This is a genomic window from Cupriavidus gilardii (assembly GCF_017598945.1).
Taxonomy (GTDB): Bacteria; Pseudomonadota; Gammaproteobacteria; order Burkholderiales; family Burkholderiaceae; genus Cupriavidus; species Cupriavidus gilardii_E.
Genome location: NZ_JAGFTW010000013.1, coordinates 1 through 15,396, shown reverse-complemented (window position 1 = coordinate 15,396; position 15,396 = coordinate 1). Strand labels below are relative to the sequence as shown.

Below are 15,396 nucleotides of genomic sequence, written 5' to 3'. Positions count from 1 at the left end.
ACCGTGAAACGACTTCGCGCCGATGATAGTGCGGACTACCCGTGTGAAAGTAGGTCATCGCCAGGCTCTCCTTTGAAAACGCCCCAGATCTCCCAAGGTCTGGGGCGTTTTGCTTTGCGGCGGCGGCGGAAAATAACGGCCCCGACCGACACAAACACCATCAAAAAAGCGGCCACAAGGGCCGCTTTCTTACTCTCTACCGGCGGATCAGGCGCCGCAACCGTGTTCTGCGGCCTTGGCCAGCTCTTCCGGCGGGACGTCCCGCACGTGGGTGGCGATCGACCAGCGGTGCCCGTACGGGTCCTCCAGCTGGCCGTAGCGGTCGCCCCAGAACATGTCCTGCACCGGCATCGTGACCTTGGCGCCGGCATCGACGGCGCGCGCCACTGCGGCATCGACATCCTCGACATACAGGTGCAGCACCACCGGCGTTCCCTTCAATGCCTTCGGGCCCAGGCTCTGCCATTCGGGCATTTCCTCCGCCATCATCACCGGCGAGTTGCCGATGCGCAGCATCGCGTGCATCAGCTGGCCCTGCGGCGTGACCAGCTTGAATTCCTCCTCCGCGCCAAACGCGCGCTTGTAGAAATCGATCGCCTCCAGTGCATTCTTGCAGACGATATGCGGGGTCAGCGTCGGCATGCCTTCGGGAATCGGCTTGACTTGCGTTTGTGCCATCTTGGTTCTCCTGTTTCATCGAACTGATCGAACTAATTGACCCGGTCGAACTGTCTTCGACCGTCTGTCTTGCGCGCGTGATCGCGCCGTTATTGCGACTGCTGTCGCTGCTGTATCGGTTCGAGTTCGCGGAAGCGCTCGATGCCCTCGCTCGGCGGAAAGTCCTCGAGGTCGTACAGCTGCCGCACTTCGATCTCGCAGTGGTCGTCGTCGGTCTGCGGATTCGGGAAGCGCCGAGTCCATTCCAACGCTTCCTCGCGCGACTTGACCTGGATGATCGTGTAGCCGGCGATCAGCTCCTTGGTCTCGGCGAACGGTCCGTCGGTGACGGTCCGCTGCTGGCCCTGGTAGCGGATGCGCCAGCCCTTGGCGCTGGGTTGCAGGCCGGAGGCATCGACCAGTACGCCGGCCTTGGCCAGTTCCTCGTGGAAGGCTGCCATTTCCATAAGGAGCGCCTCCTCCGGCATCACGCCGCTTTCGGTTTTCTGCGTGCCTCGGACAAGAATCATGAAACGCATTGCGGTATCTCCTGTCGGTAGATCAGTCTAGGCGATGCCAACGGCCGCTCAGGGCTGCAGATCGAACAGCGCCTTGCCGCTTTCCATGTCGAACGGTGCGGAAAAATGGTCGTGGGCAATCTTCCAGCCCTCGGGCGTCTTGCGCAGGCCGACCGTGACGCGCATCCACGACCCACTCTCCTTGCCGTTCTCATCCTGGTGACCGCAGCGCAGCAGGTAATGGCCATAGCCGAACTGCTCGTCCACGGACAGTTGCAAATCGTGCATCTCGAACACCATCGGCCCCGTACACATTTCCATGCAGGCCGCCCAGTGCTTGCCGTAGGCGTCGGCGCCCTTGAATTGCAACTGCATCACGGCGTCGAAGGCAACGATGTCTGGGGTGTAGTGCGACATGATGCGGGGCACGTCGCGGGCGATCGCAGCTTGGCGCCACGCTTCCAGCATGGTCCGGATTTCGTCGTGGGCGGCAGTCTGCGATTGAAGGGCGTTGCTCATCTTGAGTCTCCTGGAAGGAAAAGGCGGATAGCGAATGGGAAGATGCGAGGTTGTGGCCGGATCCGGCCGTCACTGCGCGGGCGGCGTACTGCCGACCGCCAGCGACATCACCGGCCGTACTTCGACGCTGCCCAGCCGCGCGGCGGGAATCCCCGCGGCCGCGTGCAACGCCTCGTGCAGGCCTTCGGCCTCGATCAGATAGAAGCCCGCCAGCTGTTCCTTGGTCTCCGCGAACGGCCCGTCGGTGAACGACAGCTTGCCCGCGCGTACCCGCAGCGTGGTTGCCGTCGTTGCGCTTTCGAGCGCTTCGCCGGCCAGATACATGCCGTCGCGCTCGAGCGTGGCGCTGAAGCGCAGGCACTGTTCCACCAGGCTGCGCCATTCCGGCTCGGGCATCGCTTGCAGGACACGCTCGTCGGTATAGATCAGGCACAGGTATTTCATCGTCGCCGCTCCTCGGATCACGGTGGCTGTTCGGACTTCCTGTTACCTAGTCGTGCGGCGAGCGTGCCAATCGACAATGCCGCGCAAAAAAATTTACGACCCGGTTTACGACCCGCTCGCGCCGGGCAGTTCGCGGATCGGCCGGATCTCGACGCTGCCGTGCCGCGCCGGCGGAATCTTGGAGGCGACCTGGATCGCCTCGTTAAGATCCGCGGCCTCCATCAGATAAAAGCCGGCCAGCTGCTCCTTGGTTTCGGCGAACGGCCCATCAGTGACGGTCACCTTGCCGTCGCGTACGCGCAGCGTCCTGGCGGTCTCGACCGGCTGCAGCGCTTCGCCGCCCAGGTAGTGGCCGCTGCTGCGCACCTTGTCGCCGAAGCGCAGGCATTCGCCGACGAGAGAATCCCATTCCTCGGGCGGCATGCTGTAGACCTGCTTTTCCTGGTAGTAGATCAGGCAGAGATATTTCATCGGAGGCTCCTCGGTAGTGGTGGCGTTGGCGTGTCAGCCAGTGACGCGGCAACGGAACGGCATGGTACGGAACATCAGCATAGACGGCGGTGGCGACGACGCCATGACGCCAGCAGGGCGATGACCCTGTCAGTAGCTGGTCGTTTGGGACCGGCAGAAATCGACAGAGGGAATAGACGAGGGACCGCGTGCCGCCGGAGCCGGCCTCGCCCGGCGGCCCTTATTGCGGCAGTGCGGCAAGCCGACGCTCGATAAACCGCCGCTCGGGCTCCTGGCGAACCAGTTCCAGCACGGTCCGATAGGCCGTACGGGCTTCGGCGTAGCGGCCCAGGCGCCGGCACAGATCGGCCCGGGCGGCGTGGGCCAGGTGGTAGTCCGTCAACTCGCCGCGGGCCAGGATCGCATCGACCAGCGCAAGCCCCGCCTCGGGACCGTCCCGCATCGCCACCGCGACCGCGCGGTTCAGTTCGACCACCGGCGAGGGCTGGATTGCCAGCAGCACGTCGTAGAGCGCGACGATCTGCGGCCAGTCGGTCGAGGCGGCGCTGTCCGCTTCCGCGTGGACGGCCGAAATCGCGGCCTGCAGCGAATACGGTCCGAAGCGGCGCGAGGACAGTGCGCGCTCGACCAGCGCCGTGCCCTCGGCGATCAGTGCGCGGTCCCAGCGGCTGCGGTCCTGTTCGTCGAGCAGCACCAGTTCGCCGTCGGGCGAGGTACGTGCGGCGCGCCGGGACTCGTGCAGCAGCATCAGCGCCAGCAGACCCATGACCTCGGGCTCGGGCAGCAGTTCCAGCAGCAGGCGCGCCAGCCGGATCGCCTCGCCGGACAGATCGTGGCGCGTCAGCCGATCGCCGGAGCTGGCCGAATAGCCCTCGTTGAAGACCAGGTAGACCACCCGCAGCACGCTGTCGAGCCGCTCCGGCAGGTCCTTGCGGTCGGGCACCTGATAGGGAATGCGCGCGTCCCGGATCTTGGCCTTGGCGCGCACGATGCGTTGGGCGAGGGTCGACGGCGCGGTCAGAAACGCGTGAGCAATGTCCTCGGTGGTCAGGCCGCAGACCTCGCGCAGCGTCAGTGCGACCTGTGCGTCGGGCGCGAGCGCGGGGTGGCAGCAGGTAAAGATCAGCCGCAGCCGGTCGTCTTCCAGACAGGCGTCGTCGAACAGTTCGTCGAAGGCGCGTGTCGCGCTCTCGTCGACGATGGCTTCGACCTGTTCGCTGACGTCGTCCAGCGGGCGGAAGCGCGCATGGCGGCGGATGCCGTCGATCGCCTTGAAGCGGCCGGCCGAGATCAGCCATGCGCAGGGATTGGCCGGCACACCATCGCGCGGCCATTGCTCGAGGGCCGCCTTGAACGCGTCGTGCAAGGCTTCCTCGGCGAGGTCGAAATCGCCCAGCAAGCGGATCAGCGTGGCCAGCACGCGGCGCGATTCGGCGCGGTAGATCCCGCCGACGGCGGCCTCCGAGGCCGCGAGGGAATCGGCGGCAGGCTTGTCGGACGGTGCGGCGATGGAATCTGGCATCGGTCTTTGTCGGCGAGGCTGCCGCGGACCGCGGCGGGCAGGCGTGCGCTGGCGCACGGGCATGCCGATTCTGCGGCGGATGACTGCCGATGGCAAGGCAGCCACGGGCGTTGTAACAAAGTGCCAGGCGCAGGGCGGCGCGCCGGACGAGGGGCGATGAAATCGGCGTCGCTGGCGCGCCCCGAGGACGCCTATAGTGTTCAGAACCGCGCGGGCATGGCTCGTGCTTGATATGGCGGCCGCGCGCCGAGCCGACCGCGCGCGAAAACGAGGAGACGCGAAGCCATGGATCGAATCCGGCGCGATTGGCGTGACCATCCTGTCCGGCTGCTGCTCGGCCTGCTCATCAATGGCGGCGGCGTGGCGGTCTTGCTGACCCGGCTGTTTGCCGATGTCTGAACGGCGGCCGTCGCGCGGCGTGCGGGAGCGGCACGATGCCGCCTGACACGCCCCCGCCGACCGACGCCGGCGCGCAGGCCGCCGGGCCGCTCGACGCGTGGCGTCGTCCGCCGCGCGGCAAGCTGCATTGGCGCCGTCTGCTGGCGTTCCTCGGGCCCGGCTACCTCGTCGCGGTCGGCTATATGGATCCGGGCAATTGGGCCACCGACCTGGCCGCCGGTTCGGGCTATGGTTACGCGCTGCTGTGGATCGTGCTGATGTCCAGCCTGATCGCGATGCTGCTGCAGACGCTGGCGGCGCGGCTCGGGGTGGTGTCCGGCATGGACCTGGCGCAGGCGTGCCGCCAGCATTCGAGCAAGCGCTCGGCGCTGGCGCAATGGCTGCTGTGCGAGCTGGCGATCTGCGCCACCGATCTGGCCGAGGTGATCGGCACCGCCATCGCGCTGAATCTGCTGTTCGGCATTCCGCTGACCTGGGGCGTGGCGGCGACCGTGCTGGACGTGCTGCTGATCCTGGCGCTGCAGCAGCGCGGCTACCGGCAACTGGAGGCGGTCGTCATCGCGCTGCTGGCGGTCGTGTTCCTTTGCTTCGCGATCAACCTGGTACTGGTGCAGCCGCAATGGGGCGAGGTCGCACGCGGCTTCGTGCCAAACACGCGGGTGGTTACCGACACCAACATGCTGTACATCGCGATCGGCATCGTCGGCGCGACCGTGATGCCGCACAACCTCTATCTGCATTCGTCGATGGTCGGCCCGCATCGGATCCGGCGCGGGCACGAGAGTATCGGCACGACGCTGGCCTATTACACGGTCGACATCATGCTGGCGCTGGTGATCGCCTTTTTCATCAACGCCGCCATTCTGGTCACCGCGGGCGCCGTCTTCCATGCCGGCGGCATGCATGAGGTCAACGATCTGCGCGCCGCCTACCAGCTGCTCGGCCCGCTGACCGGCACTGCCATCGCCAGCGTCCTGTTCGGCATCGCGCTGCTGGCGTCGGGACAAAGCTCTGCCGTGACGGCGACGCTGGCCGGCCAGATCGTGATGGAAGGCTTCGTCAAGCTGCGGTTGCCGGCGTGGGCGCGGCGGCTGTTGACGCGCGGCATCGCGGTGGTGCCGGCGATGTTCGTCGCGCTCGCTTACGGCGAAGCGGGCATCGGGGAGTTGCTGGTGCTCAGCCAGGTCATTCTGAGCCTGCAATTGCCGTTCGCGGTGGTGCCGCTGATCTGGCTGACCAGCCGCCGATCGGTGATGGGCGCGTACGTCAACAAGCCTTGGGTCACGGTGCTGGCGGCGATCGCGGTGACGCTGATCATCGGCATGAACGTGACGCTGGTGACGACGATCGTGTTGCCGTAACGGGCAGGGCAACCCGCGTCGCCGCCAGCGCAAGAAAAAAGGCGGCCGCTGTGGCCGCCTCGTTCTTCATTGCCGGACATGTCGGCGCACAGCCGATCAAGCCTTGCGCGGCGGCGTCTTGGGCGGGGCCGATGCCGCGCCGCCGCCAGCCGGTGCGCCGGTGTCGGTCGGCAACTCGGCCTCGTCGACGCTGCCCAGGTCCGCGCCCGTCACCGGATCGCTGTTGACGTCCGACTCGGTGCGCATCGCCGCCGCTTCCACCGCGCTGGCCTGGGTGGGCTCGAGCTGAACTTCGGGCAGGCCGCTGCCGCCATCGACTGCCGGCGGCGGATTCTCGACGAACTCGAAGGTCGAATCGGCATTCCACGGACCGCGCAGCGCATCGCCCTGCGACATCTTGTAGTAGACGCTGGCGAATTCCGGCATCGGCGGCGCCTTGCCCGGCGGGAAGCTGGGCTGGATCGAATACAGCGCCTTCTCGAACGACTTCTGGTGCGATACCTCGCGCGTCATCAGAAAGCCCAGCGCTTCCTGCACGCCGGGGTCGTCGGTGACATTGATCAGCCGCTCGTAGATGATCTTGGCGCGCGCCTCGGCCGCGATATTGGAGCGCAGGTCCGCGGTGGGCTCGCCGATCGTGTCGATATAGGCCGCGGTCCACGGCACGCCGCCCGAGTTGGTCAGCGGCGGGCCGCCGCCATACAGCAGCTGGGTCACGTGGCTGTCGTTGCCGGGACCGGACAGCGAACGATAGAGCTCGGCTTCCTGTTCGACGCCCTCGGCCAATTGGCCCTTGGCGCCCTTGTTCAGCATCGCGACGATCGAGCCGATCACTTCCAGATGGCTCAGTTCCTCTGTGGCGATATCGAGCAGCATGTCCTTGCGGCCGGGGTCGTCCTCGGCCAGCGCCTGCGTGAAATAGCGCAGCGCAGCGGCCAATTCGCCCTGCGGACCGCCGAACTGCTCCAGCAACAGATTGGCCAGACCGGGATCGGGCCGTGATACGCGTACGGTGTACTGCAATCGCTTGTTGTGAATGAACATGGGGATCCTCCGATCTCGGTCAAAGAGACATCAAGCAGGGACTCAAGCGGTACTTCGGGCCGCATGGGCGAGGGTTGCGCTGCAATGCCCATGCCCGGAGCGGCGATCGCAGGGAAGACTCGCCATCGTTGGGGCCTGCCGCCGGGCGAACCGGCGCGAGATCGGGGAAGGAGGCCGCGCTTATCGTAGTCGCAGCGCAGGGAAATTAGGCAAACGTGTAAAACTTTCGCTTATTGCTTTCGCTTATTGCTTTCGCTTATTGCTTTCGCTTACTGCTTTTGCTTATTGCGCTGTGAGTCAGCCAATATCGCGCGCGGCCAACGCCTGATGCGCCAGCCACGCTCAGCGCGCCGCCTGCGTCACCGGCAACGCCTTCAGATGCAGATAGAGCGCGGTCAGATCGGTGTCGCTCATCTTGCTCAGGCTCTCGAACGGCATCACCTTGCTGACCTCGGTGCCGTCCGGCCGTACGCCGGTGCGCATCATCTCGATAAAGCGGTCCGGCGTGCGGTAGCGCAGCATCACGGCACCCGGCCGCAGGTCGGCGGCCGCGGGCCAGTCGGGCGGCGCGCCCGGAATCTTGCCGCCCGCCAGATCGGCGCCGTGGCAGCCGATGCAGGCATTGGCGACATAGGCGCCATAGGCGGCGGTCGGTGCAGGGTGTTGGGGCGGCGAGGGCGGCAGCGTGTGGTCGATCTTGGCGGCGGCATCCTGGATCATGCCGAAACCGTACAGCACGCGCGCCATCAACGGCAGGCGGATCTCGGTCATGCCGCTGAGCAGCGGCGGCAGGCTGCGGAGATAGGCCACCAGTGCGGACAGGTCCTCGTCGCTGAGCTGGTTGTAGTCTTCGCTGGGCATGATCATCAGCGGGCGGCCAGACGGCGCGACGCCGTGTCGGATCGCCAACACCCAGTCGCCTTCGCGATATCGCGCGATATCGGGATTGCCGGCGGTCACGTTCGGCGTACGCACGAACATGCCGCCCGGGTCGTTGATCATCACGCGGCCGCGGCCGTCGGCGCCGTGGCATTCCATGCAGCCGCGCGACTCGTAGAGATATTTGCCGCGCGCCTGGGCTTGCGCATCGTCCCGATAGGCGACCGGAACCGCGAGCACATGCACGCGCCGCTGAGCCTTGCGTTCGCCAAGCAGAATGCCGGTCGCCAGCACCAGTCCGGCGGCAACCGCCAGCCCGGCGATCGTCCACACCGCAATACGGATCACGCGCTTCATCGTCGCCCCTGTCGATGCGGAAAGGCGATATTGCAGCGATGCCGATGGCGCCGGTATGTGCGCGAGCGCACTGAGCCCGAGGTCCGGCGCGATGGGGGGTGTGAGGCGAGGCGAGGGGCAAAAGCGAAAGCCAGTTCGCTTCGGCGGTAGCGGCGCAGCGGGGGCGGCGCAAAGATGGCAGCCCCTCATGTCCTGAAGGAGTCGCCATGTCATCCGTTTCCGCCATCCAGGCCCAGCGGCCCATCGACATGCCGTCGGCCGTGCCCCAGGCAAAGTCCCCCGGCGATCGCTATTCGACGCCGCCCCAGGACGCCGCCGTCGCGCTGCTGATGTGCCAGCTGCTTGCCAATCTCAACGCCAACGCATTCGCGTCGCGGACCTCTGCATCGCTCAGCGTCAATACGATCGTGCTGGTCGACCATGCCGGCAGGCTGTCGGCGGCGGTCGTGGTGCTGTGGCCGGTGCGGGATCCCGACCGCGAACAGGAACGGCGCGACGACCGGCAAAGCGAGCGAACCAGGCAACAGCGCAATCGGCCCGACCGCGCCCACGGCGTGCCGCCGCATCGGCCCACCGCTCGCATCAATCCCTACGCGCCCGACGGATGGAGCTTCGACCGTCTGCCCCATGAAATCCTGGGGCTCAATGCCGGCGAGACCGATATGGCGAAGATCGCCAGGGCCTTTCGGGCAGCGTCGCTGAAGGCGCATCCGGACAAGGGCGGCCGGCCGGAGCAGATGCAGGCAGTGGCCGCGGCCCGGGACTTCATGAAGGCCCAGGCCGAGCACGCCAACGCAGGCCCGGCGGCGCACTAAGCGGCAGACATCCAAGGCGCCCAGGCGCCATCGACTGGCCCGTCCAGCGCAACACGCGGACGGGCCAGTTGGTTTTCAGTCCACCTGGGCGCCGGATGCCTTGACGATGCGGGCCCACTTGTCGAGATCGCCCTTGAGCTGCGCGGCGAACTGCTGCGGCGTGGCCGACAGCGCTTCGGCACCTTGCGCACCGAGCTTCTCGCGCAGCGCCGGATCGGCCAGTGCGGCCTGCATCGTCTGCGCGAGCTTCTGTGTAATTTCCTTCGGCGTTCCCTTGACCGCAAACAGGCCGACCCACAGATCGCCGCTATAGCCCGGCACCGTCTCGCCGATGGCCGGGATGTCGGGAGCGAATGGCGAGCGCTTCGCCGAGCTGACGCCGAGCGCGCGGACCTTGCCGGCCTTGATATGCGGCAACACCGAGGGCAGGCTGGCGAACGCCATCGGCACCTGGTTGCCGAGCACATCGTTCAGCGCCGGCGCCACGCCCTTGTACGGTACGTGTTCCAGCTGGATAGCCGCCATGCTGTTCAGCATCTCGCCCAGCAGATGGTTCAGCGTGCCATTGCCGGCCGACGCAAAGCGATACTGGCCAGGCTTCGCCTTGGCCATCGCGATCAGTTCGGGCAGCGTCTTCGCGGGGAAGGCGGGATTGACGACAAGCACGTTCGGCACGGTGGCGACCGGCGCAATCGGCTCGAAGTCCTTGATGGGATCGAACGGGACCTGACGGTACAGCGACGGGTTGATCGCCTGCGTGCTGCTGATCGTCATCAGCAACGTATAGCCGTTCGGCGTCGCGCGCGCCGCGAACTGGGTGCCGATATTGCCGCCGGCACCGGGCCGGTTCTCGACGACGACCTGTTGACCGAGGCGTTGCGACAGGTCCGCGGCCACCAGACGGGCGACGATATCGTTGGTCCCGCCCGGTGCCTGGGGCACGATCATCTGGATCGGCTTGCTGGGCCAGCCATCGGCGGGGCTCGCGGCCCCGGCCTGGGTGGCGCCGGACAATGCCACCGCTGAAACGACGCAGGCCAGGGCCTGGCGAATGCCTTGCATGATGTCTCCTCCTTGTTGTCGCGCTTGGGCCGCGATGCGCGAGCGACTTTACCCAAGGAGAAGCACGCCGGGAAATTCAATCTGCGACTACGGCCATAAGCGCGGCTTATTGCACGCGGATTGCAGACGCATCGAAGGCAGATCGAAGGCAGATCGAAGGCGGCCGACCTGCCGCCGGCCTTATTGCTCCAGGAACGGCAGCGCCCGCGCCAGCAGCGCGTCGGGCGCTTCCTCGGCGATGTAGTGCCCGCACGGCAACGGGCCGCCGTCGACATCCGCCGCCACCCGCTGCCATTCCTGCAGCGGCTGGAAGCAGCGATGGACCACGCCCTGTTCGCCCCACAGCACCAGCAGCGGCATCGTCAGCCGCTTGCCGGCCTCGCGGTCCGCGCGATCGTGCTCGAGGTCGATGCCCGCGGCCGCGCGATAGTCCTCGCAGACGCCATGCGCCGCGCCGGGCAGGGCGGCGCAGCGCTCGTATTCGCGCAGCGCGCGCGGATCGAAGGGACTCAGTCCCGCGCTGCGGCCGCCCATCAGATCGCGGATATAGCGCGACGGATCGGCTTCGATCAGGCGTTCAGGCAAGGGCGCCGGCTGGATCAGGAAGAACCAGTGCCAATACGCGCGCGCAAACGCCTCCGTGGTCTGCTCGTACATCGCCAGCGTCGGCGCGATATCGAGCAGCACCATCCGCTCGACCGCGGCGGGGTGATCCATGCCGAGCCGATGCGCGACGCGGGCGCCGCGGTCATGCGCCAGCACGCGGAAGCGCTCGAAGCCGAGCGACTGCATCACGCGCAGGGCGTCGCGCGCCATCGTGCGCTTGCTGTAGTTGCCGTGGTCGGCGGTGCCGGCCGGCTTCGACGAATCGCCATAACCGCGCAGATCGCACGCGACCACGGTGAACCGCTGCGCCAGCGTCGGCGCGACCTTGTGCCAGATCGCATGCGTCTGCGGATGGCCGTGCAGCAGCAACAGCGGCGGCCCATCGCCGCCGACCACGGCATGGATACGGACCTCGCTGTCGGTCTCGACGTCGATGCTGCGAAATTGCGGGAAGAGGGATAGGTCCACGGCGCGGTCTCCAAACGGGAATCGCGCCATTCTAGTGCGTCGGCGGCGGCGGATTGGGCGCCTGCCAGGCAACACAAGGCTAACTGGCAGGAAATAACGGCCAGGACATAACGGCGAGGAAATAACGGCCGATCCCCGGAGGCCGCCCTTGAACGGCCGACCATCGCCCGCGCCGCCGCCGGATCAGGCCGCCAGCAGCTCCGAGTTGACCAGCCGCAGCGTTTGCGGATTGGTCAGCGGAATCTCCGCCGCGCGCAGCCGCTTCAGGATGTCGAACAGCAGATCGCTCTTGGTGCCGCCGGCGATGCGCGGACTGGAAACGAAGCCCGTCACGGTCAGCGTGATGCCGTTCGGCGCCAGCTGGCTGAAGGTCACCGACGGCGCGGGATGGTCGAGGATCGCCTGGTTGTCGGCGTAGGCGGCCAGCAGCATGTCGCGCACCTCCTCGGGATCGATGTTCAGCGGGAACGTCAGCGTCAGCGAGGCCACGCCCAGCGTGCTGTTGTTCATCGTCACGTTGCGCACGCTCTGCGAGATCAGTTGCGAGTTAGGCACGATCATCGTCGAGCGGTCGCCCAGCTGGATCTCGGTGGCGCGCACGCTGATGCGGCGGATGTCGCCCTCGACGCCGCCGATATTGACCATGTCGCCGACCTTGACCGGGCGCTCGGTCAGCAGGATCAGCCCCGAGATGAAGTTCTTGACGATCTCCTGCAGCCCGAAGCCGATGCCGACCGACAACGCGCTGACGATCCAGGCCAGGTTGTCCCAGCGCACGCCCAGCAGCGACAGCGTCATCAGCACCAGCAGCACGTAACCGACATTGCTGAACAGCGTCACCAGCGAGGCCCGCATGCCGGGCTCCATGCCGGTCTTGGGCAGCAGATCGGCGTCCAGCCAGCGGCGCACCGAGCGCAGGATATAGACGCCCACGCCCGTGGCGATCACCGCGTTCAGGATGCGCTCCGGCATGATGTTCATCGCCCGCAGCCGCTCGCCGCCGAGCACCATCAGCAGGCTGTCGAGCAGGTCCTTCGGCGTGGTGCCGAAGCCGCCGGTCAGCAGCGCGATCACCGCCAGCAGCAACAGCACGCTGGAGCCGAGTCCGGACAGCACCGTCGACACCTGATCCAGATGATTGTCGCCAAGCCCGAACAGCTGCTTGATGATGCGGCCGCTCGAATAGTTGACTGAGAACAGGCTCTCGCAGGCGTCGCGCGTCAGCTTGGTCAGCAGATACAGGCTGCACAGCACGATGTCGAACCAGACGATTTCGTAGGTCAGGAAGCGCGCGAAGGTGATGTAGCCGGTCAGCAGCGCCATCAGCGTCACCACGATGGTCACGGCCAGTCCGGCGAGGACGATGCCGGTCAGCGTCGAGCCGCTGCCGGGCCGTTCGCCCGCGGCGACCAGCGCGCTGCGCACGCGGTTGGCGCGCAGCAGCGCCGCGCCGATCGTCAGCGTGACCACCAGCGACACCAGGCCGCGCCCGAACAGCGTGACCTGGACGCTGGTATCGATGGTGCGGTTCAGCTGTTCGATGGTGCCGGCCAGCAACAGCAGGCCGGCCAGCACGATCGGGAACGGCCGCAACGCGCGGGCGATGTCGTCGTGCAGCGAGGGCAGGCGCCAGGTCGGATGGCGCGTGCACAGCAGCGCCCGGCCCAGGCCGGCGATCAGCGCGCTGGTCATCGTCAGCTTGATCAGCTCGTCCGCCAGGTCGCGCATCGGCTCGGACAGTTCATAGTCGCGGGTGAACGCGTACAGCACGAGGCGGACCGCCAGCGCGGTCGTCAGCACCGTCGCCAGCGCGGTCGACAGGGCCAGTGCGCTGCGCCGCAAGCGGTGCTCCGGCAGGCGGTGCAGGCAGACCCGGGCCATGCCGCGCTCGACCAGCCGGCGGCCCAACGACCAGATGGCGAAGGCCAGCGCCACCAGCAGCACGGTGCCGGTCCGGTGGTCGGCGTCCCATGCCTGCTTGACCATCGGTGTGACGAGCGAACGCAGCGACTCGAAGCGCTGCCGGTCTTCGCGGCTCGGATCGAGTGCAGGCATCCAGAAGGCGCCGCTGAGGATGCTGTTCGAGCGCAGGGCGACCTGATCCTTCAGATGCCCGCGCTGCAGCTTCGCGATCTGATCGGCGAGATTGCCCAGACTTTCCTTGTCCTCTTCGGCCTTCTTCAGCTGCTCGTCGAGCGCCTTGGCGCGCCCGTTCAGCTCCGCGCGCTGGCGGGCGACAGCGGGCGCCTCCGAGGCGCTGCCGTCGGCGGGCGGCGGACCCAGCAGATCGATCTGCGCCTGCACCTTGGCGCGCTCGGCGACCAGCGTGCCGCTCAGCGTATCGACGTCGGTCAGCAGCCGGTGCACGGCATCGTCGAGCTCGGTCAGCTGGTTGCCGCTGGTGTCCTTGGACGCCTGCTGCTTGATGCGGTCCTGCTCGGTCTGCAGCCGCTTCAGTTCGGCGCTGGCCGCGGCGGCGGAGAACGGGGCGGCGGGCTTGTCTTCGGTCTGGGACGGTTCGTCGGCGCCGAAGGCCGTCGGCGCGGCGCCGGGTAACAGATGCAAGAAAACGATCAGCAGCAGGCTGAACGCCATTCCGGAAAATCGACGCATGAGGGGAACACCTTTCGAGCCGGCGCCTTCTGGCACCGGACGTTGCCGTGGGGTCATCCGATGCGTGCCGGGCGTCGGGCCATGCCGTCGAGGCGGCCGCGGTCGCTGAAAGGCGTCACAGCCATGCGAATGGACGCAGCCGGCACCGGAAAGCCCGGAATTATACATACGTCGGCCAACGTGATTCCAAAAGTGCTTGATCAGGCGCTATCTTGCTGTGAGAGAGGTGTTGATTGCCGTGCCGGGATCGCGCCGCGCCAGTCCGGTCGGCAGCGCTCCACGACCGCCAGCAGCCGATCGCAGGCAGCCGAAACATGTTTCGGCGGCGCTGTCGCAACGCCGAGCAGCAACCCGGCACGCGCGCAGGGCGACGACGCATACCAGACCGACAGCGGCGACGGCGCGATGCCGAAGGCCGCCGTTTCCTTGGCGATCGATACATCGGGGGTGCCGTCCGGCAGCCGCAGCAGCACGGCCAGCCCGGTCGCTTCGACTACAGCGCCGGCCCGCGGCCGCAGGGTCGCCAGCAGTCCGTCGCGCTGCGCCGCATAGAGACGCTTGGTGCGCCGCAGATGCCGCAGGTAGTGGCCGTCGCGGATGAATTCGGCGGTGGCCAGCTGGATGGACGGCGCGGGCGCCGGCGCCAGACACGCCGCCATTTCGGCAAAGCGTGGCACCAGCGGCATCGGTGCCACGACAAAGCCCAGCCGCAAGGTCGGGCTGATGGTCTTGCTGAACGAGCCGATGTGGATCACCCGTCCGGCGCGGTCCAGCGCCTCGAGGGCGGGCGCGGCCCGGCCCTCGAGGCGCAGTTCGCTGAGGTAGTCGTCTTCGATGATCCAGGCGCCTTGCTGCGCGGCCCAATCCAGCAGACGCAGACGTCGTGGCAGCGACAGCGTGCCGCCCAGCGGAGCCTGCTGCCCGGGCGTGAGCATCACCAGCGCGGCATCCGGCGCGTGCGCGAGCCCGTAGTCGACATCGAGGCCATCGGCGTCCACCGGCACGGGCACCAGCGACAAGCCGGCCAGCTCCAGTCCCCGACGCGTGTATGGAAAGCCCGGGTCCTCGGTCCAGGCCTTGCGCCCATCGAGCCCGACCACCTGCAATGCCAGGCCCAGTCCGCCAGCAAACCCGCCGGTGATCAGGATCTGCGAAGGCGAACACTGAATGCCGCGCGCGATGGCGAGATAGGCGGCGATTTCGCGCCGCAACGCCAGTTCGCCGCGCGGGTCGGGATAGAGCGCGGCCGCGCCGAGTTCGGCACGGGCCGCGTGGGCGCGCACCCGGGAGAACAGCTTCGCGGGCAGGCTTTGCTGCGCGGGCACGCCCATCTGGAAGATCGCCGGCCCGGCCATGAACTCCAGATACTGGTCCATGAACGAGCCGGGATCGGGCCGCTCGTCGGCATCGCGGCGCAGCGCCGGGCGTTCGGCGACCCGGGTACCGTTCGCGCGAGATGCCACCACCAGTTGCGCGTCGGCCAGCTTTTCGTAGGCCGCCTTGACCGTGCCGCGCGCGACGCCAAGCTGCGTCGCCAGGTCCTGCCAGGATGGCAGCCGCGCGCCGGGCGCGAGCACGCCGCTTTCGATCGCCGTACTGATGCCCTGGCGGATCTGTTCGGCAAGCGGTGTCCGGGCGGATCGGTCCAGGGAGAGGGGCAG

Annotated in this window: 14 protein-coding genes; 2 read left to right on the top strand and 12 right to left on the bottom strand. The window is 67.3% G+C overall.

The window, feature by feature from the left end; translation table 11 throughout:
• Positions 1-207: 207 nt before the first annotated feature.
• The 6 genes from J5T34_RS06960 to J5T34_RS06935 all read right to left on the bottom strand — a co-directional run bounded on the left by J5T34_RS06960 (position 208) and on the right by J5T34_RS06935 (position 4,131).
• Positions 208-678, bottom strand: coding sequence for a VOC family protein (locus J5T34_RS06960; RefSeq protein ID WP_208579223.1), 471 nt, complete (start codon positions 676-678; stop codon positions 208-210).
• 89 nt (positions 679-767) lie between these two features.
• The gene (locus tag J5T34_RS06955; RefSeq protein WP_208579222.1) at positions 768-1,196 is read right to left on the bottom strand and encodes a YciI family protein; all 429 of its coding nucleotides are present in this window, start codon (positions 1,194-1,196) and stop codon (positions 768-770) included.
• Between the two features lie 48 nt (positions 1,197-1,244).
• On the bottom strand, positions 1,245-1,694 hold the full coding sequence (locus J5T34_RS06950) for a YybH family protein (RefSeq protein WP_208579221.1): 450 nt from the start codon (positions 1,692-1,694) through the stop codon (positions 1,245-1,247).
• Positions 1,695-1,763: 69 nt separating this feature from the next.
• A complete protein-coding gene (locus tag J5T34_RS06945) occupies positions 1,764-2,138 on the bottom strand; it encodes a YciI family protein (RefSeq protein WP_208579220.1) in 375 nt (124 codons plus the stop codon).
• Between the two features lie 105 nt (positions 2,139-2,243).
• Positions 2,244-2,609 (bottom strand): YciI family protein, encoded by a 366-nt coding sequence (locus J5T34_RS06940; protein WP_208579219.1) that lies wholly within the window; start codon positions 2,607-2,609, stop codon positions 2,244-2,246.
• Between the two features lie 220 nt (positions 2,610-2,829).
• Positions 2,830-4,131 carry an RNA polymerase sigma factor gene (locus tag J5T34_RS06935; protein ID WP_208579218.1) on the bottom strand — a complete coding sequence of 434 codons (1,302 nt, stop codon included), beginning with the start codon at positions 4,129-4,131 and terminating at the stop codon, positions 2,830-2,832.
• A 434-nt stretch (positions 4,132-4,565) separates the two neighbouring features.
• Between J5T34_RS06935 and J5T34_RS06930 the strand changes: the two genes are divergently transcribed.
• Entirely contained in the window at positions 4,566-5,891 is a 1,326-nt protein-coding gene (locus tag J5T34_RS06930; protein WP_208579217.1) for an Nramp family divalent metal transporter, read from the top strand.
• 96 nt (positions 5,892-5,987) lie between these two features.
• On the opposite strand, the gene J5T34_RS06925 is transcribed toward J5T34_RS06930, so the two are convergent.
• Positions 5,988-6,935, bottom strand: coding sequence for a manganese catalase family protein (locus J5T34_RS06925; RefSeq protein WP_208579216.1), 948 nt, complete (start codon positions 6,933-6,935; stop codon positions 5,988-5,990).
• Between the two features lie 342 nt (positions 6,936-7,277).
• On the bottom strand, positions 7,278-8,171 hold the full coding sequence (locus J5T34_RS06920) for a c-type cytochrome (protein WP_208579215.1): 894 nt from the start codon (positions 8,169-8,171) through the stop codon (positions 7,278-7,280).
• Between the two features lie 206 nt (positions 8,172-8,377).
• On the opposite strand from J5T34_RS06920, the gene J5T34_RS06915 reads away from it, so the two are divergent.
• Entirely contained in the window at positions 8,378-8,986 is a 609-nt protein-coding gene (locus J5T34_RS06915; protein ID WP_208579214.1) for a J domain-containing protein, read from the top strand.
• Positions 8,987-9,061: 75 nt separating this feature from the next.
• Here the strand turns inward: J5T34_RS06915 and J5T34_RS06910 are convergent, their stop codons facing one another.
• From J5T34_RS06910 to J5T34_RS06895, 4 genes are all read right to left on the bottom strand, one after another.
• Complete coding sequence (locus tag J5T34_RS06910; protein WP_208579213.1) at positions 9,062-10,048, bottom strand: Bug family tripartite tricarboxylate transporter substrate binding protein; 987 nt, start codon at positions 10,046-10,048, stop codon at positions 9,062-9,064.
• Positions 10,049-10,228: 180 nt separating this feature from the next.
• Positions 10,229-11,152 carry an alpha/beta fold hydrolase gene (locus J5T34_RS06905; protein ID WP_244258743.1) on the bottom strand — a complete coding sequence of 308 codons (924 nt, stop codon included), beginning with the start codon at positions 11,150-11,152 and terminating at the stop codon, positions 10,229-10,231.
• Positions 11,153-11,305: 153 nt separating this feature from the next.
• A complete protein-coding gene (locus J5T34_RS06900) occupies positions 11,306-13,735 on the bottom strand; it encodes a DUF3772 domain-containing protein (protein WP_208579211.1) in 2,430 nt (809 codons plus the stop codon).
• Positions 13,736-13,935: 200 nt separating this feature from the next.
• Positions 13,936-15,396 (bottom strand): PLP-dependent aminotransferase family protein (locus J5T34_RS06895; protein ID WP_208579210.1); only part of this gene is annotated, 1,461 nt, incomplete at its 5' end.